Source organism: Aliiglaciecola sp. 2_MG-2023, assembly GCF_030548145.1.
Taxonomy (GTDB): domain Bacteria; phylum Pseudomonadota; class Gammaproteobacteria; order Enterobacterales; family Alteromonadaceae; genus Aliiglaciecola; species Aliiglaciecola lipolytica_A.
In genome coordinates, this window is the sequence record NZ_JAUORY010000021.1 from 37542 (window position 1) to 54718 (window position 17177).

A 17177-nucleotide genomic window follows, 5' to 3' on the forward strand; every position below is an offset into this window, starting at 1 on the left:
GAGCGAACGGCTATTCGGGCTGAAGCCCAAACTACAATACACCCGTAGCATGAGGCTTTAGCCCATGGATATTTAGCAATCGCTGCTGCTAACGAGCGAACGGCTAGCGCCTATTCGGGCTGAAGCCCAAACTACAATACACCCGTAGCATGAGGCTTTAGCCCATGGATATTTACCAATCGCTGCTGCTAACGAGCGAACTGCTAGCGCCTATTCGGGCTGAAGCCCAAACTATTATTATGATTTTTTGGTATATGCACTGATGATCACAATTCGCTGACCATTGACTTTGCCTTCGATGTGTTCTGGATTGCTACTAAGGCCAATTCCACGCACTGCAGTACCTCGTTTAGCGGTAAAGTTAGCGCCTTTCACATTTAAATCTTTCACAAGGGTAACGGTATCACCCGCCTGCAGAACTGTACCGTTACAATCTAATGTTGGCTCGTCACTGTGCTCAACAAGACCAGACTCTGCCCACTTAAGCATATCTTCGTCCAGATATAACATGTCTAACAAATCCTGCGCCCAACCTTCAAAAGATAACTTTTTAAGCATTCGCCAGGCAACTATTTGCACCGCAGGGACTTGGCTCCACATGCTGTCGTTTAGACAACGCCAGTGAGTCATGTCCAGTTCAGCCTCGCCCGAAATTTGAGACTGGCATGTGCCGCAAACTAAAATACATTTATCTGCATGCGCCTCTTCTGGCGGGACTTCATATACGACAAGTGAGTCAGTTGCGCCGCACAATTCGCACGTTTGATTGCTGCGAGATAGAAGAGTTTGTTCTATAGACATGTTAAAACCTTTGTGGAATGGAATTTAAGCGGCGATATTATCCATAAAAACCATAAAATTTCTATGGTTTTTACACATTAGGCTAGGATTTTAGATTTAATTAAGCATTGGAAACTGCGGTTTTTCGCGTCTGTTCCCGCTGAAAAGAAACTGTTGCAGGGGCAACACCAAAGTTTTCTGGGGTACTTTGCCCTCTAAGTGACTGGATCACACTAAGTAATGAAAAATGATGAATGGCATGACTTGAGATGAATACCAACTCGCGCGCTAAAGTGGATTGAACTTGAACCTGTTCAACCTTGTTTGCACTGACTTCACAGCTAACTAATAAGTTAACATCAAGATCTTTTTGGCAAACAGAATCTAACCAAGATTCGATTTCCTGCCACTCTTTTAGTGCGGCTTTGGGGCACCTTTCTGATTCCGAATGTCTATTTCGTTTATCATAATCAATTGATTTTATGGCGAGTCCGTTTTTTAGCGCCAAATAATGATCGAGAATATGCCGCATGTGCATACCTGCACTGCCTGAGAGATGAGGTTTTAAGATCTGCTGATATTCAGTCATATCAGTGTAAGTTAAAAATTGCTTGGCTTGGCGCACTACTTCAAGCTGACTTTCGAGCATGTTATTCCTTCCGCTTTCTTCTCATTCAGAGATTTGTTTTTAGCTAAGACCTTCATTCATAAATAATAATTTCAATTTTTTTGAATGATGTCTTTTATTAGTCACTGTTCATGGTCTACGAAGATTAATTTGGAAGTATCATAGCCAGCTGCACTGGCTTCAGTAATTAACATGTCTACAACCGATTTTGGTAAATTTTTGTCTCTACTCAATATCCATAAATACTCTCGGTTCGGTCCGCTTACCAAGGCATATTGGTAATCACGACTATCGAGGAAAAATATGACATAGCTAGAGTAAAAAGGACCGAAAAAAGATACTTTTAAATGTCCTACTGATTCATCATCAACAAAATAAGCCTTGCCTTTGGCTTCTTCCCATTCACCTTCTTCAGGGTTAAATCCCCGATTGGTAACACTGACACCACCATCTTCGAGTAGGGAATATTGCGCAGAGACAGCTTCTAAACCTTCTTCAAAACTGTGGTCAAAACGAGCGATTTCGTACCAAGTCCCTAAATATTTATTCAACTCAAAATTCTTGACCGGTTCTATTCCCTGAGGAATCGATGTGCATGAAGCAACGAACAAACTTATGATTAAAAGAAAACCGAGCTTAAATTTCATAAATACCAAACCTAATTAACTAAAAATGTCTAAACCTAGTAGTTTTAACGCACAAATAGCTTATTTGTATCACTTACATTGATTAAAAATTTAATTCAAAAGGTAGCGTTTATCTAAAAGTTTAGTTTCATTTCAAAAGTGGATTCAGCAAACCCCGCTTTTCGATAAGCTTTGATCGCTGATTCATTAGTGGCGTAAACATCCAGATAAAAATCATCCAAATTTTGTTCCCTGCCCCAAGCAATTAATGTTTGCATAATTCGTTTATTAATCCCCTGACCACGATACTCTTGAGCTACAAACATAAAGCCTAAATAAACATGATGATCGTGTTTATGGGCTCGTTTCGACTCTCGAATTTGCGCATAACCCGTGGCTATTATCTCGCCCTCGAATTCAGCTACCGCCAAATATGACGATGGACTGGTTATTAAATTTTCAATATCGTAATAAGTTGCATCTTTTGCTTTTAAAATCGAGTTAAAGGGACGTTCGGCCGCAATCAACTTTTGCTCTAATTCTATTAACTTTTCAAGGTCGCCTATTATCGCTTTTCGTATACTTATATTTTCCAACGGTTAAATTCACTCAGTCTATTTTAGTTAAAATGCACCTAATCAAAGGTTAAGTGTGAATTTAATGTAACTTTTCCAGTAACCATTGCAAAGTAATTTTCAGTAAAACCTCGTCTTCTGTTGCCGTTGGGTCGAGAACATTAAATACATGATCCGCCCCTTTCAATACTACCGCTTGAGCATCCTCAGAGCCTGCTGCCTGTATCAATCTAAGCGAAGATATAGGGTCAACAATAGTATCTGCACCACCAGCAATGGCTAAAACTGCACCAGGATAATTCGCCAGCTCAGTTAATGACTTCTGTTTTTTAACCTGCTCAAACCATTGCAAACTTAAATTTAACGGTGCGCGCCACTCGAATGTTAATTCAGCCACGCCGTTATTTTTAGCTTCAGCATAATACTGCTCAAACTGGCTTGAAAACGGTTCACCACCATCGCCCGCAACCGATGACCAAGTTACCAGTGCAGCGAGTTCGGGATGCTCTATCACTAACAATTGCGCAATCAACCCGCCTTGACTAAATCCCAGTACCGCCAGAGAATCGGCTAGAATTTTCGGCTGTTCGATTAAAAACCCCCTTGCCATATCTGCATCACGCACTGCACTGGCTAATGTGTATTGACTATAGTCCACTTCACTATCGCCAGTACCCGCAAAATCAATTCTAATCGATGCGATATTATTGTCTCTTAGCCTTTTGGCTAATATCGCATATAAATCACCTACTTCATTTTTATTCGATGCAGTACCGTGGAGTAAAATTATCGCGGGATATTTGTCCATACCAGTTGGAGCGGAGTAAATAGCGGGGATTTGATATTCACCATTATCTAAAAATAACGATGTCTCCCCACTTAAAACCTCTGTTGCCAAGAAAACTTGCAAACAAACTAAATACTTAATGATATTCATATATTTTAGGTTCACTGCCTTTTTGCTTTTAACACTCAATTAAAATTAGGTTGCGAACTTATAGGTAAATATTGTTAAGTCGAACTCTCTTAACTAGAGAGTTCTGTTCGCAGTATTTCTGCCCCTGCACTCAAAGCAGCAAGTTTAGCTCGTGCCACTTGTTGTGATAAAGGAGCCATGCCACAGTTGGTTGAAGGATAGAGCTTGTCAGCATCGACAAACTCTAAGGCTTTTCTTAAGGTACTAGCCACTTCCTCTGCTGTCTCTATTTTATTGGTTGCGACATCAATCGCCCCTACCATCACGTTTTTACCTCTAAGAAGTTCAATCAGATCCATAGGAACACGAGAGTTTTGACATTCCAGTGAAACAATATCGATATTAGATGTTTGCAATTTGGGAAAGGCTTTTTCATATTGTCGCCACTCAGAGCCCAACGTCTTTTTCCAATCTGTATTAGCTTTTATGCCATAACCATAACAAATATGTACAGCAGTTTGACATTTAAGCCCTTCGATTGCCCTTTCCAAAGCAGCAATTCCCCAATCGTTTACCTCATCAAAAAACACATTAAATGCAGGCTCGTCAAATTGAATAATATCAACACCAGCTGCTTCTAATTCTTTGGCTTCTTGATTGAGAATTTTGGCGAATTCCCAAGCTAATTTCTCACGGCTTTTGTAATGGTTATCATACAGGGTATCTATCATCGTCATAGGACCTGGTAGGGCCCATTTAATCGGTTGATTGGTTTGCTGACGTAAAAATTTGGCGTCTTCAACAAAAACTGGCTTTTGACGAGCAACAGCACCAACGACAGTGGGTACACTGGCATCATAACGATCACGAATTTTAACGGTTTTACGTTTTTCAAAATCGACACCATCAAGGTGTTCAATGAAAGTTGTCACAAAATGCTGACGGGTTTGCTCACCGTCACTGACAATATCAATTCCTGCTTGCTGTTGATCTTGTAATGACAAGCGTAAAGCGTCTCGTTTCCCCTCAATTAGCGCTTCATCTTGTAATTTCCAAGGTGACCAAAGTGTCTCAGGCTGCGCAAGCCAAGAGGGTTTAGGTAAACTGCCGGCAGTTGATGTAGGTAATAGTGTTTTCATAATAAATAAAGTCTTATATTGGAGTTAAATGTTAAGCGTAATTAGCAGACCACTGCTCAAGGACTCTTTGGTAGGGTTTAATGAAATGCTCCTCAGCAAATCTTCCTTGCTCATTAGCCAACTGGCTGCGTTCTTCGCGGTCATACACGATTTGAGTCAGTGAATGATCCTGATTTTGCAAATTTGGTTGATAGCATTTTCCCGCAACTGCATTGGCGTTATAGATTTCAGGTCGATAGATCTTTTGAAATGTTTCCATGGTGCTGATGGTACTTATCAACTCAAGCGCTGTGTAATCATTAAGCAAATCACCGCAACAATAAAAAGCCAAAGGCGCGACACTATTGGGCGGCATAAAATAACGAACCTGTAATCCCATTTTTTTGAAATATAGTTCCGTCAACGATGAATCATTTGGCTGGTATTCAACACCTAATATCGGATGTTGATTTTCAGTCCGGTGATAGGTTTTGTTATCCGAAACACTGAGACAGATAACTGGGAGTTTTTTGAAGTGCTGTTTATAGGCATCTGAATTAATAAAAGATTTAAACAGTTTCCCGTGGAGGTCGCCAAAATTATCGGGAATGCTAAATTTCGGTTGATTCTTGTTATGCTCTAACAACAATACGCTGAAATCATAATCTCGCAGATAAGAGGAAAAGTTATTGCCGACAATGCCTTCTATGCGTTTGTTGGTGTTGTGGTCAACAATATTGGTTTTTAAAATTTCAATCGATGGGAAGCTACGACCACTGCCTTCAATGTCAATATCAACGGTGATGATATCAAGTTCTACCGAATAACGATCTCCATTGGGATTATCCCAACAGGCCATGCCATTAAAACTATTGTCAATCATATTTAAAGCGTTGCGTAAGTTCTTTTGACGGCTCTGTCCTCTTGCTAAATTAGCAAAATTGGTCGTGATACGAGTGTTGTCTGAGGGATGATAATTTTCATCAAAAGCAACCTTGTTAATAGTAAATATAAAATCTTTAGTCATCGTGATTTGTATCCAATTTATCTGAGATAAAACCTAAATTTATTGTTAGCTTGTTTTAGACTTTGCAACTTTATTTTGCGGCCTTCCTTGTCGGCCATCGCTTTCACAGCCTCAGGGTTTGGGCCTAACGGACTATCAAGAATCAACGGCAATATGTGTAAAGTAAAAATCTAAAGTCGAAGCAGAGTGGGTTTTATACGCGGTTCAACTCATGAATAAAAATGATATTATTTCATTAATACATGACTGTAATTCATGAGTTAGTTTAATTGATTATTAATAGATGGCGCTTTGCGCTGCACTAAAGGCGGCAAATAAAGCTTGCTCGAAGCGACTAAGGACAGAGCAGGAATATTTATCTCATGTACTGCGTAGGAAAATATAAATTGAAGATGAGTGCTAAATATCGAGTTATATCGGAAGCAGTGGAATAAATGGCATAGACGCACTACTTTTGATGTAGGCGCCTATATTTAAGGATACTTTAGTCAACCCAAACTCTGGCTAACTAACTTAACAAGGGATACATTATGCTCGGCTTTTTTCTAAGCCCAATAATTTATCGAGAGATATCCTCCCTGGCCCCATACTAAGTACGGCCAACAATACAATAAACCACCAAACTGCAGGATTCCACCAGTGATCCCACGAAGGGAATACAGCTAATTGAATAAATAACGTCATACCAATTAAGCCAGCAGCTCCAACACGAGTCAGAAAGCCAAAAGCGAGCATCACCGGAAGCACGATTTCAGCCACCCCAGCAGAAACAGCAAGTGTTTCAATAAAGGACACAATAGTAGACCCTTCGACGTAATCTAACGTATTAGGATCACACAGCAGTAACGCCCCCTCACGAACTGGATCTGGACAGAAAAATTCATATAAAAATAAATCATATTTATCCGGATTAAAACTAAGAAACCCATTCCACTTTGTTAATCCTGATTGAAAAAACACACTTGCTGCTAATAGCCTAGCAAGAAGTAATGTTATGTCGGTCAAATACAAGCTGACTTTGGCCGTGATGTCAGCATATAGGTTCATTAGGGCTTTCATATTTTTTTTCTCTTATGTTAGTAATTTATTAAGTAGTAACTGACTAAATATTTCACTTATGTCTATTTCACCATTTTGCATCGCCACATCCGCGGCTTGACCTAAAGTTCGGCCTGCGTAAATACTAGAAATAAATAGGCTCTCTGATTCAGAAATGACTCGATGCAAAATGCTGCTATTGTCTCGCCACAATAGAAGGTTTTCAGTTGTATTCTCGATGGCGACTTGTTCGCTTAGGTTACTGACTCTTAACTGTGCCCATAAAGACGATACCGACCAATCATTTTTGATTAACTGCACGCTGGGGTGCAAAGACAGTGATTTCGATTCGATATCTTCAATTAGGGATTCAATTTCATCTTGACCAAGAGAAGGTTTATCATCGGCAAAATAGGCATGATGCCAAGCTCGATCCAATTTACATATATCCCATAAATACCTAAGTTCAGGATGATTATGTTGCAAAAAATCGTTTAAATACTCAGGAAAAATTTCACCATATTCTGCCAAAACAGGTGATGTGGGCGGGTTAGTTAAACAGAATTGTCGAGTTAAGGTTTTAAAGAAGTCCTCACCTAATAACTTCTCAGCACTTGGGTACTTGCGTTGCAACGCATCAATACAACTACTAATAAAGGTGTTCCGATATACCGCCAAGCGAAGTTTATTTTGTCCATCATCAAGATGTTCGGTGACATCTTGTATGTCTCCAGTTTGTACATAGCCCATTAAGGCGAAATGAAAATCACTCATAGCTAACAACTTTACTACTTTGGATTAGCTCTCGTGCAATATTGCGTTCTGCCAGCAGTTCAGCAAACGGCGGTAAATTTGCATCTCGCTCTATCAGCACAGGACAAGGACCAATGTGACTTAAAGCATCATTTAAAAGTGCCCAAACCGCATTCGACACATCACTATCATGAGAGTCAATTAACAAATCTTTCTCGATAGGGTCAACCGAATGACCAGCCACATGAATCTCACCGATAGCTGTAGCTTCAAGATTGCCAATGTATTGCTGTGGGTCAATCCCAGTGTTGTTCGCGCTTATAAATAAATTGTTAACATCCAGCAAAATACCGCAGCCAGTCTTATTCACCAAAGACATCATAAATTCCGCTTCGGACATGTCAGATTTAAAGTTGAGATAATTAGCAGGATTCTCTATCAGTATGGGCCGTTGAATTGCATTTTGTAACTGGTCAATATTCTCGGCAGTACGAAGAAGGGATTGAGTGGTAATTGGTGTAGGCATTAAATTGCCCATATAATTTCCGTCAGCACCTGACCAAGCTATATGTTCAGAAAAAGCTGCGGTAGGAACCGAATTGACTAAACGAACCAATCGCTTGAGATGCTCGGGATTAAGTGGGTTTGGTCCACCAAGCGAAGCCCCAACACCATGAATGCTTAACGGAAATCGCTGTGCAACTTCCTGTAATTTTGCAAGTCTAGGACCACCCTGCATCAGGTAGTTTTCTGCATGAACTTCGAACCATAAATGACCATCAACCTTACTTGGTATAGCGTCAAAATGTTCTGGTTTTAAACAAATGCCCGCATCTGCGGGCAATTCAGTTAGCTTTATCATTCGGAAATGAAACGCTTAAGCAATTGGGTCTTTAGAACCAGCACCATTTGGTGTGATTATGTATTCACATGAACCTTTAGGTGCATAAGTCCATGCATTTTTTTGGAAATCAACGGTAGAAGTCCCTTCACAACTTGTGCCAGCGCCAGCTTTACAATCGTTCTCACCGGCTAAAGCAATCCCATAACACTTGTCTTTACGTCCACGTAGTCTATTGCCATCTTTCCATTCTTGGAAAGCGACTTTCACTTTTTCAGGTGTCGCATCTGCTAATGATAATTGATCATTTGGTTTAGCAACGGCGACTTGAGAAGCGGCAAGAGTGGCACCAATAAGTAAAGCAGTTTTAATCGAATTGTTATGTTTCATAAATCGTATCCTCAAAATATTTAGTTGTGAAAAACGGGCTACTTTTTGAACAATGTAGTCCATTATGTAAGTTAAAGACCATTAGCCTTTCGTTAAAATTTCAAAAAAATATTTTATTTAGAAAATTATTTTGTTTAAGAAGTGGATTAACAAAAAATGAAAAAGTATAAAATTTTTATGAATATCAATTAGCTGCCTCCATCGCCAGTTCGCTTTCTAACGGCTAAAATGTGTTGAAAAAAACATCCAAAAAGACCCCCTTTATTGGCGATTAAGTAGGGATCTAATCGCAATAAACGCTGCTAATTTGGTTTAAATATTATTCTTCGCTCAATACAAAAAGCATATTTCATACAAAAATCCTCACCGAAACTCTTAACCATTCCGCCAATAGCAAACACAAATAAATAAAATAATATTTGATCTGCATCAATTAGTGTTTATAATTTTCAGAAATTACTGAAACTTCAGAAAAGAGTCTTGATTATGAAAATGACACCCATGATAGAAACCTTCGTTATGCATTTCGGTGAAATGGGTAGTCGATGGGGTTTTAATCGAACTGTTGGTCAAATGTATGCGCTTTTAGTAATAAGTGAAGAGCCTTTAAGCGCAAATGATATTGCAGAGGCCCTGAATGTTTCTCGCGGTAACGTCAGTATGGGATTGAAAGAATTACAGTCGTGGCGACTAGTGCAAATGCATCATGTTCCCGGAGATAGAAAAGACTATTTTAAATCTTTAGGCAGCATTTGGGATATGGCCAATAAAGTATTTGAAGAGCGTCGAAAACGGGAAATTGAACCCACTATGAGCGTGCTTCGAGATACTCTTTTGGTTACACCGGCAAATCAACAAGAAGAATATGCGCAACGACAGTTACAAGAGATCCATGACTTATTAGAAAACGTCACACAGTGGAGTGAAGAACTGCAACGTCTGAGTCCTGAAAAAATGGCAACCTTAATGAAGTTAGGTTCAGGCGTCGGAAAGGTCTTAGATATGAAGGATAAGTTCCTAAAAAGCAGTTAAATCAAACATGCAAAAAGCAGATTATCGTCGTACGCAGGGTTAAATTCATCGAGTTTTAAATTTAAATAAACAACGGCTAAAATCAGCGCCGCTAGGGGGTTTCAATGGCAGATGTAATGCTACTTTCTCGCATTCAATTTGCAGCTAACATTAGTTTTCATATTTTATTTCCAGCCATAAGCATTGCTATGTGCTGGATGCTTTTCTATTTCCGCGTTCGTTTTCACATTAGTAAACATCCAGTGTGGATGCGAATCTACCGTTTTTGGGTAAAGGTATTCGCCCTCACGTTTGCAATGGGTGTGGTGAGTGGCATTACAATGTCATTTCAATTTGGCACCAACTGGCCAGGTTTCATGGCTACGGTAGGTAATATTGCGGGGCCACTCTTGGCCTACGAAATAATGACTGCGTTTTTCTTAGAGGCAACCTTCTTAGGCGTGATGTTATTTGGTATTAACCGCGTGCCGCCTTGGCTCCATACTTTATCTACCTTTATAGTTGCAATAGGAACCTCACTTTCAGCGTTTTGGATTTTAGCCCTTAATTCGTGGATGCATACCCCAACAGGTTTTGAGATGCGCGATGGCGTAGCTTATGCGGTTGACTGGTTTGAGATTATTTTTAATCCATCATTTCCATATCGATTAGGGCACATGCTGTTAGCATCAGGGTTAACCATTTGTTTTTTAATTGCCGGAATTTCAGCCTACCGAATCCTTCGAGGCGATAACAAAAAAGCCCCTAATTTAGCTTTAAAAACGGCTATCTTCCTAGCCGCAATACTCACACCATTACAAGTGATTATGGGTGACATGCATGGGCTTAATACGTTTGAGCATCAGCCTCAAAAAGTTGCAGCAATGGAAGGCGTTTGGGAAACAACAAATGGCGCACCACTACTGTTATTTGCTGTCCCTGATGAAGAGCAGCGCACTAACCATTTAGAAATCGCCATTCCAAAGATGGCCAGCGTTATCTTAACCCATGATCCAGACGGACAAATTAGAGGTCTAAACGAATTTGAAGGCAAACATCCCCCCGTTAAGCCGGTGTTCTATGGCTTTAGAATCATGGTTGGACTAGGAATGCTCATGCTATTCAGTAGTTGGTTAGCGAGCTTCTACTTATGGCGGAAAAAGTCACTTTCACCATGGATGCTGAAATTCTTCATTGGGATGACATTTTCAGGTTGGGTTGCAACTTTAGCGGGATGGTACGTTACCGAAATAGGTCGCCAACCTTATTTAGTAAGCGGCATATTAACCACGGCGGATGCGGTAACTGATATTGCGCCAGAAAACGTTGGGGTCAGCTTGGCGATGTATTTGACGCTGTATGCTTTCTTACTGTTTGCATACATAAAAACTTTGTTTTACATGGCAAGAAAGTCAGTAGAAATTGAAGAATACGATGCGGCTGAGTACACACCAGCTCGCACCACAGCGACTGCGGAGGCCAACTAATGTTCTTAGACCACGATTTACCTATTATTTTTGCCGGTTTAATGGCGTTCTCAGTACTAGTTTATGCGATTCTCGACGGTTACGATCTCGGCGTTGGTTTGCTTTTACCTATGGACAATCAACAACAAAGAGACAAAATGATCGCCTCAATTGGCCCATTTTGGGATGCGAATGAAACTTGGTTAGTGTTAGCAGTCGGGTTGATGTTAGTCGCTTTTCCTAGTGCCCACAGTATTATTTTGAAAGCACTTTATTTGCCTACCGCCATGTTATTGATTGGGTTAATTATTCGTGGAGTGTCCTTTGATTTTAGAGCCAAGGTAATCGCTCATAAAAAAGACCGTTGGGACAAGCTATTTAAATTAGGATCTTTCATTGCGGCCGCTTCTCAAGGTTATATGTTGGGCATGTTTGTGATGGGATTTGAAACCAGTATAGAAGCCGTTGGCTTCAGTTTACTCAGTGCCGCAGGTGTAGCAATGGCGTATGCGCTCATTGGCGCGTGCTGGCTAATCATGAAAACGGAAGACGAGTTACAAATTAGATCGGTAAAATGGGCAAAGAATGCTGGGAAAGTATGTTTAGTGGGGATCCTTGCTGTGTGTATTATCAACCCGTTAATTAATCCCTTTGTGTTCGAACGCTGGACGCAACCTCCGCTAGCCTATTTTATCGCGTTGGTACCAATATTATGTTTTGCCTTTTTTGTGATTGGGTATTTCACGCTGCAAAGATTACCGTTAGAAGATGACGCTGGTTGCTGGTTACCCTTTGTACTCTGTACAGCCATTTTCACCTTCAGTTTTGTCGGCTTAGCATTTAGTTTTTATCCTTTTGTGGTGCCAGGCGAATTGAATATCTGGCAAGCAGCAAGTGCACCTGAGTCTCTACGGGTTATTTTGTATGGCGCACTTATTGTTATTCCCTGTATTTTTGCTTACACCTTGTTCTCATACCGTGTGTTCTGGGGAAAAGTAAGAGATTTGGAATACCATTAGAATAGCCATTTTCAGCTTACTTAGGTTCACGCTGATAAATAGCTGAATTTCATTGCAGCGCTTATAAAATGAGTGGTCAATTCACCGACGAGTGTGAATTGACCTAACGCATACGTATTCAATGTAATCTTTTTGTAAACTGATTAGAATGACTGAATTATTTCATTTTAAAAGACGTTGGCATGAAACAAATACCGTTGAATTCGTATTTTCCAAGCATGAGTCAGATATCCCTAGGCTGTATGGGATTAGGTGGATCTTGGGGCACAGCTCCATTTGAATCTAAACATGTTACACAGGCACATACTGCGGTTGACGCGGCATTAGATTGTGGAATTAACAGTTTTGATCATGCTGATATTTACACCATGGGAAAAGCAGAACAGGTTTTTGGTGAAGTATTAAAAGCACGCCCTGAATTACGCGAAAATATCCTACTGCAATCTAAATGTGGAATTGTTTTTGAAGATGAAAAAGGCCCAAAACGATTCGACTTTTCAAAACACTACATTTTAAAATCTGTAGACGGGATCCTCAACCGACTCAATACTGAATATATTGATATTTTCCTGCTGCACCGCCCAGATCCATTGATGCAAGCCGATGAAGTCGCCGAGGCATTTTCGATACTCAAAGCCAGTGGCAAAGTAAAACAATTTGGTGTATCCAATCAAAATTCCCATCAAATGAAACTATTGCAATCGGCGTTAGACATGCCTTTGGTTGCCAACCAAATTGAATTGAATCTAACCCATTTAGATTTCTTAGAGGATGTTGTGCTGGCTAACCATCCTCAGGCAAAAGACCTATCCTTTCCTAGCGGTACTATGGAATATTGCCAACTCAACAATGTTCAAGTACAAGCCTGGGGAAGCCTTTGCCAAGGCACCTTGTCTGGCAAGAGTTTAACAAATCAACCACATCATATTCAGCAGACCGCAGATTTAGTCAGTAAACTAGCAGCAGATTACCAAACCTCTGCAGAGGCGATTTTGTTGGCTTTTTTAATGCGCCACCCAGCGAAAATCCAACCCATTATTGGCACAACCAATCCACTGAGAATTCAAGCCTGTAGCCAAGCGTCACAATTTGAACTAACAAGGGAACATTGGTATTCACTGTTTGTAACAGCCCGTGGTTGTGAATTACCTTAACCTTAAAGAGAGCCCATTATGAAATACCTAAATACCCTACTTACTCTGATATTCAGTTGCTCTCTTTTATTTGCTTGTTCCAAGCAAGAGCTGCCCTCATCAGGTACGCAAAAAGTCATATCAGATCCAATAACTTTATCTTTCCCTGATATTTACGACGACTATTTAAATCGAGATGTGCGCGACGATATTTTTTACTTCGTTATGCCTGACCGTTTTTACAATGGCAATCCCGATAACGATATGGGTTCAAAATCCATTCCAATCTCCCAAGGTGGATATAGTATTGATGACATTAAAGGATTTCATGGCGGTGATATCAAAGGATTAGAGCAAAAATTAGATTACCTGAAGGAACTCGGGATCAGTGCAATCTGGATGACACCGATTTTACGCAACAAAGCAATTCAATCCGATGGTTATGCTCATCACGGTTACTGGATTCTCGACTTTACCCAAATCGACCCGCATTTTGGCAGCAACCAAGACCTTAAGGATTTAATAAGCGCTGCTCATGATAAGGGTATCAAAATATTTTTCGACATCATTACTAATCACACTGCGGATGTTATCAGTTATCAAGAGTGTCATAACTCAGACGGCAGTTTTATAGACGAAAGGACCTGCCCTTATAAATCCAAAACGCAATTAGAAAGTGGCGACAAGTACACAGCATTTGTGCCTGCAGGCAACGAAAATGTGAAAGTTCCCGCGTGGCTGAATGACCCTAAATACTATAACAATCAGGGTGATAGTATATGGCAAGGCGAGAGCGCAATTAACGGTGACTTTGCAGGGCTTGACGACTTAAATACAAAAGATCCACAAGTGATTGCCGGTATGATCGAAATTTATAAAAACATTATTAGCGAATTCAAACCTGATGGTTTTCGAATCGACACCGTAAAACACGTGGATATGGTGTTTTGGTCTTCGTTTAGTCCGGCAATTTTAAACCATGCAAAACAACAAGGCATACCTAACTTTCATATTTTTGGTGAAGTATACAGTGCGGATCCTATAGAACTAAGTAGCTATACAACTTTGGGTAAAATGCCTTCGGTCCTCGACTTTGGATTTCAGGACGCGACCGCCAATGTATTTTATCGAAATAAGCCGGCTCAAGAAATCTATCAGCTTTTTGAAAATGATGACTTTTACAACGACAATGACAGTCAATCTGATTTATTAATGAATTTTTTAGGAAATCACGATATGGGAAGGGCCGGATTTTTTATCAATCAAAGTTTGCCTAATGCCAGTGCAGAAGAAAAGCTCAAGCGAGATATACTCTCTCATGCTTTCATGTACTTATCTCGTGGCATTCCGGTGGTCTATTATGGTGATGAACAAGGCTTTGTTGGCACTGGGGGCGATGTTGGCGCACGAGAAGATATGTTTGCTTCAAAAGTAGCTGCCTATAATGAATTGGATTTACTTGGCACAGAAGCAACAACGGCAACGGAGAACTTTGATCAAAACCACCCAATATATCGCGCTTTGCAAAAACTAGCACAACTGCGTATGGATCACCCTACTTTGCGTCGTGGATTCGCCTTTAACCGCGCCAGCGAAGGTAGTGAATATGCTTTTGCAATATCCAGAGTGGATAAACAAGACTCTACAGAATATTTACTGGCCTTCAATCCAACTAATCAGCCGCAAACTATTAGGTTAAAAGCCAGCAGTGACGGCTATCAATGGATAGATGGTAGCAGAAAATTTAGTATGGATAGCAATGACATACTAATTACCTTGCCAGCTCTTAGCTATACAGTTTTAAAAGCAAATTCAGCCATTGAGAATACCGAGTTAGTAGAACTGGAATTTTTAGGAACGGAATCTCAAGGGCGTGTAATACGTTTTGATTACCGACTTGCTGAACAAGTTTCAAGCCCATTACCACTGTTTGAAGTAACCACTGAAATTAGCAATCAACAAGGCGAATATGAATTAGTCGCCAAAGATAACACCCCGCCATATTCAGCCATTATTGATAAGCAAAAATTTATCCGGCTGGCAGCCAAGGATATTCGAGTTTCGATTAGCGATTGGCAAGGAAAAAGCGTAGTACATACTTTTTCCCTTGAAAAAAATACAGATGTTGAACGTACTATCAACCACATCAATTAACTTATTCAGAGACGAGTATGACTAAATTAAAAGGCTTTCATCATGTGGCAATTATTTGTAGCAACTATGCGCATTCTAAAGCCTTTTATACTGACATTTTAGGATTTCAAATAGTTGCAGAAAATTACCGTGCTCAGCGAGACTCATACAAACTCGACTTAGCACTTCCTGATGGCAGCCAAATCGAACTGTTTTCATTTCCCGGAGCCCCTCAACGGCCCTCTAGACCGGAAGCTCAGGGACTCAGACATTTGGCTTTTAAAGTCGATTCGGTAAGTGATTTTTGCGATTATTTGCGGACCAAAGGTATTATTCCCGAGCCGATTCGAATAGATGAATATACAAACCGGGAGTTTACCTTTTTCGCCGATCCTGACAACTTACCATTAGAAGTGTACCAAGATTAAAGTGATAAGGGGGTTAGCCCCCGTGTCACATCCATCAACCTATGCCAGCGAACTTTTCCACTTAGTTAATCGTCGGCGTTATTCCTTTGACTGGGTATGTCTGATAGATATTCGACAAATTCTATTTCAAAGCCGCTCGGATCAATAAAATACATGTTTTTTCTAAATTGATTTTTAGCGCCTAGGTTGTGGGGTTCGAAACCAGCACTTTGCATTCGAGTTAAAAGTGCCGAAATATCCCTTACCTCAAACGCCATATGGGCCAGCCCTAATTGACTACCTTTTAAGTCCCTATTTTCACCGCTTCCATTGTCGTTGAACGTAAGATAGTTATATTCATCGCCCAAATGTAGCCAATTTCTTTGGGTTCCATACCAATTAGCATTGCCTTGGTGGCGAATAGACCAGTGTGGAAACGCGGCTTGATAAAAATTTAATGTTTCTTGCATGTCTTTGACGACAATATTGATATGTTCTAAATGGATCATTTGCATACCTCACTTTAATTTCATTGTGTTATTAAACAAACTTAAAAAATTGTCTAAACGAATAGTTGATGTTTTGGCTATACAAGGTTTGAACTGTAATAGTTTTCGAGTTTGCTGTTGTTTTGTTGGTAATTGATTTTCTTGAGGTGTCTGCATGATGCTCTCCAAAGTTATATGTTTTGTTGTCTATGAGCACAGAATAAATCCTCAAGTTAACTTGAGGTAAAGGACTTTTTTTCATATTCTTTAAAAAACGACAAAAGGAATCATCATGGCCGAAAGAGAGTTAAGCGTTGGGTTTGTGGCCAAACGCTGCGGTGTAAAAGTATCAACGCTGCATTTCTACGAACAAAAGGGTCTCATTCAAAGTTGGCGTAATTCAGGAAATCAACGACGTTATAAAGCGGATGTTTTAAGACGAGTCTCGGTGATAAAAGCCGCCCAAAAAATAGGCATCAGTCTACAAGACATTAAACTCACTTTTGCAACCTTACCTCAGTCAAGAACGCCGACAAAACAAGATTGGGCCAAGCTATCTCGGAATTGGCAACAACAGTTAGAAGCGCGCATTCAAAGCATGATAAAACTAAAAGATTCGTTAGACGGCTGTATCGGCTGCGGCTGCTTATCGATGAAATCTTGCCCTATATATAACCCCCAAGATAACCTCGCCATTGAAGGTCCTGGCCCCGTGCTCTTAGACCGCCAGAGATCATCTGATCTGAAGGATAATACATAGACTTTTTACGCTTTATTTGGCATGATTCAGGTAAGGCATTTTTCCGGTAATCAGCTCATTCATGTCAC

General features: G+C 40.2%; 19 protein-coding genes. 7 read left to right on the forward strand and 12 right to left on the reverse strand.

From position 1 onward, the window contains the following. Positions 1-237: 237 nt before the first annotated feature. From Q4567_RS17540 to Q4567_RS17590, 11 genes are all read right to left on the reverse strand, one after another. Positions 238-801, reverse strand: a complete 564-nt coding sequence (locus Q4567_RS17540) for an alkylphosphonate utilization protein (protein WP_216049807.1) — start codon at positions 799-801, stop codon at positions 238-240. A 100-nt stretch (positions 802-901) separates the two neighbouring features. Next, positions 902-1429, reverse strand: coding sequence for a hypothetical protein (locus Q4567_RS17545; RefSeq protein ID WP_303501281.1), 528 nt, complete (start codon positions 1427-1429; stop codon positions 902-904). Positions 1430-1530: 101 nt separating this feature from the next. After that, positions 1531-2055 (reverse strand): lipocalin family protein, encoded by a 525-nt coding sequence (locus tag Q4567_RS17550; RefSeq protein WP_216049805.1) that lies wholly within the window; start codon positions 2053-2055, stop codon positions 1531-1533. Between the two features lie 113 nt (positions 2056-2168). Beyond that, entirely contained in the window at positions 2169-2630 is a 462-nt protein-coding gene (locus Q4567_RS17555; RefSeq protein ID WP_252729356.1) for a GNAT family N-acetyltransferase, read from the reverse strand. 61 nt (positions 2631-2691) lie between these two features. Beyond that, positions 2692-3546, reverse strand: a complete 855-nt coding sequence (locus Q4567_RS17560; protein ID WP_216049804.1) for a S9 family peptidase — start codon at positions 3544-3546, stop codon at positions 2692-2694. Positions 3547-3635: 89 nt separating this feature from the next. Beyond that, positions 3636-4664 (reverse strand): methionine synthase, encoded by a 1029-nt coding sequence (locus tag Q4567_RS17565; protein ID WP_216049803.1) that lies wholly within the window; start codon positions 4662-4664, stop codon positions 3636-3638. Positions 4665-4695: 31 nt separating this feature from the next. Next, complete coding sequence (locus Q4567_RS17570; protein ID WP_216049802.1) at positions 4696-5670, reverse strand: DUF1852 domain-containing protein; 975 nt, start codon at positions 5668-5670, stop codon at positions 4696-4698. A gap of 528 nt (positions 5671-6198) precedes the next feature. Further along, entirely contained in the window at positions 6199-6729 is a 531-nt protein-coding gene (locus tag Q4567_RS17575) for a DoxX family protein (protein WP_216049801.1), read from the reverse strand. Positions 6730-6741: 12 nt separating this feature from the next. Continuing rightward, complete coding sequence (locus Q4567_RS17580) at positions 6742-7482, reverse strand: DNA-binding domain-containing protein (protein ID WP_303501285.1); 741 nt, start codon at positions 7480-7482, stop codon at positions 6742-6744. Further along, a complete protein-coding gene (locus Q4567_RS17585; RefSeq protein ID WP_303501287.1) occupies positions 7475-8323 on the reverse strand; it encodes a DUF692 domain-containing protein in 849 nt (282 codons plus the stop codon). The genes Q4567_RS17580 and Q4567_RS17585 overlap by 8 nt, the downstream gene beginning before the upstream one ends. A 15-nt stretch (positions 8324-8338) precedes the next feature. Beyond that, complete coding sequence (locus tag Q4567_RS17590) at positions 8339-8692, reverse strand: DUF2282 domain-containing protein (protein ID WP_216049798.1); 354 nt, start codon at positions 8690-8692, stop codon at positions 8339-8341. Between the two features lie 486 nt (positions 8693-9178). Here Q4567_RS17590 and Q4567_RS17595 point away from each other — a divergent pair, with 486 nt between their 5' ends. The 6 genes from Q4567_RS17595 to Q4567_RS17620 all read left to right on the forward strand — a co-directional run bounded on the left by Q4567_RS17595 (position 9179) and on the right by Q4567_RS17620 (position 15882). After that, positions 9179-9724: a GbsR/MarR family transcriptional regulator gene (locus Q4567_RS17595; protein WP_216049797.1), complete on the forward strand. Its 546-nt coding sequence runs from the start codon at positions 9179-9181 to the stop codon at positions 9722-9724. A gap of 104 nt (positions 9725-9828) precedes the next feature. Then, on the forward strand, positions 9829-11190 hold the full coding sequence (locus Q4567_RS17600; RefSeq protein ID WP_216049796.1) for a cytochrome ubiquinol oxidase subunit I: 1362 nt from the start codon (positions 9829-9831) through the stop codon (positions 11188-11190). Further along, positions 11190-12188: a cytochrome d ubiquinol oxidase subunit II gene (gene cydB / locus Q4567_RS17605; protein WP_216049795.1), complete on the forward strand. Its 999-nt coding sequence runs from the start codon at positions 11190-11192 to the stop codon at positions 12186-12188. The genes Q4567_RS17600 and cydB overlap by 1 nt, the downstream gene beginning before the upstream one ends. A 182-nt stretch (positions 12189-12370) precedes the next feature. After that, positions 12371-13342, forward strand: coding sequence for an aldo/keto reductase family oxidoreductase (locus tag Q4567_RS17610; protein WP_216049794.1), 972 nt, complete (start codon positions 12371-12373; stop codon positions 13340-13342). A gap of 18 nt (positions 13343-13360) precedes the next feature. After that, positions 13361-15475, forward strand: a complete 2115-nt coding sequence (locus Q4567_RS17615) for an alpha-amylase family glycosyl hydrolase (protein ID WP_303501291.1) — start codon at positions 13361-13363, stop codon at positions 15473-15475. Positions 15476-15492: 17 nt separating this feature from the next. Further along, positions 15493-15882 (forward strand): VOC family protein, encoded by a 390-nt coding sequence (locus Q4567_RS17620; protein WP_216049792.1) that lies wholly within the window; start codon positions 15493-15495, stop codon positions 15880-15882. A gap of 65 nt (positions 15883-15947) precedes the next feature. On the opposite strand, the gene Q4567_RS17625 is transcribed toward Q4567_RS17620, so the two are convergent. Beyond that, positions 15948-16370 (reverse strand): VOC family protein, encoded by a 423-nt coding sequence (locus Q4567_RS17625; RefSeq protein ID WP_303501293.1) that lies wholly within the window; start codon positions 16368-16370, stop codon positions 15948-15950. A gap of 271 nt (positions 16371-16641) precedes the next feature. On the opposite strand from Q4567_RS17625, the gene soxR reads away from it, so the two are divergent. Continuing rightward, the gene (gene soxR, locus Q4567_RS17630) at positions 16642-17109 is read left to right on the forward strand and encodes a redox-sensitive transcriptional activator SoxR (RefSeq protein WP_216049790.1); all 468 of its coding nucleotides are present in this window, start codon (positions 16642-16644) and stop codon (positions 17107-17109) included. Positions 17110-17177 lie beyond the last annotated feature (68 nt).

Bases quoted from the DNA above. Each gene is read 5' to 3' on its own strand.
- Q4567_RS17540 (WP_216049807.1), bottom strand. From the start codon at position 801: ATGTCTATAGAACAAACTCTTCTATCTCGCAGCAATCAAACGTGCGAA.
- Q4567_RS17545 (WP_303501281.1), bottom strand. From the start codon at position 1,429: ATGCTCGAAAGTCAGCTTGAAGTAGTGCGCCAAGCCAAGCAATTTTTA.
- Q4567_RS17550 (WP_216049805.1), bottom strand. From the start codon at position 2,055: ATGAAATTTAAGCTCGGTTTTCTTTTAATCATAAGTTTGTTCGTTGCT.
- Q4567_RS17560 (WP_216049804.1), bottom strand. From the start codon at position 3,546: ATGAATATCATTAAGTATTTAGTTTGTTTGCAAGTTTTCTTGGCAACA.
- Q4567_RS17565 (WP_216049803.1), bottom strand. From the start codon at position 4,664: ATGAAAACACTATTACCTACATCAACTGCCGGCAGTTTACCTAAACCC.
- Q4567_RS17570 (WP_216049802.1), bottom strand. From the start codon at position 5,670: ATGACTAAAGATTTTATATTTACTATTAACAAGGTTGCTTTTGATGAA.
- Q4567_RS17575 (WP_216049801.1), bottom strand. From the start codon at position 6,729: ATGAAAGCCCTAATGAACCTATATGCTGACATCACGGCCAAAGTCAGC.
- Q4567_RS17580 (WP_303501285.1), bottom strand. From the start codon at position 7,482: ATGAGTGATTTTCATTTCGCCTTAATGGGCTATGTACAAACTGGAGAC.
- Q4567_RS17585 (WP_303501287.1), bottom strand. From the start codon at position 8,323: ATGATAAAGCTAACTGAATTGCCCGCAGATGCGGGCATTTGTTTAAAA.
- Q4567_RS17590 (WP_216049798.1), bottom strand. From the start codon at position 8,692: ATGAAACATAACAATTCGATTAAAACTGCTTTACTTATTGGTGCCACT.
- Q4567_RS17595 (WP_216049797.1), top strand. From the start codon at position 9,179: ATGAAAATGACACCCATGATAGAAACCTTCGTTATGCATTTCGGTGAA.
- Q4567_RS17600 (WP_216049796.1), top strand. From the start codon at position 9,829: ATGGCAGATGTAATGCTACTTTCTCGCATTCAATTTGCAGCTAACATT.
- cydB (WP_216049795.1), top strand. From the start codon at position 11,190: ATGTTCTTAGACCACGATTTACCTATTATTTTTGCCGGTTTAATGGCG.
- Q4567_RS17610 (WP_216049794.1), top strand. From the start codon at position 12,371: ATGAAACAAATACCGTTGAATTCGTATTTTCCAAGCATGAGTCAGATA.
- Q4567_RS17615 (WP_303501291.1), top strand. From the start codon at position 13,361: ATGAAATACCTAAATACCCTACTTACTCTGATATTCAGTTGCTCTCTT.
- Q4567_RS17620 (WP_216049792.1), top strand. From the start codon at position 15,493: ATGACTAAATTAAAAGGCTTTCATCATGTGGCAATTATTTGTAGCAAC.
- Q4567_RS17625 (WP_303501293.1), bottom strand. From the start codon at position 16,370: ATGATCCATTTAGAACATATCAATATTGTCGTCAAAGACATGCAAGAA.
- soxR (WP_216049790.1), top strand. From the start codon at position 16,642: ATGGCCGAAAGAGAGTTAAGCGTTGGGTTTGTGGCCAAACGCTGCGGT.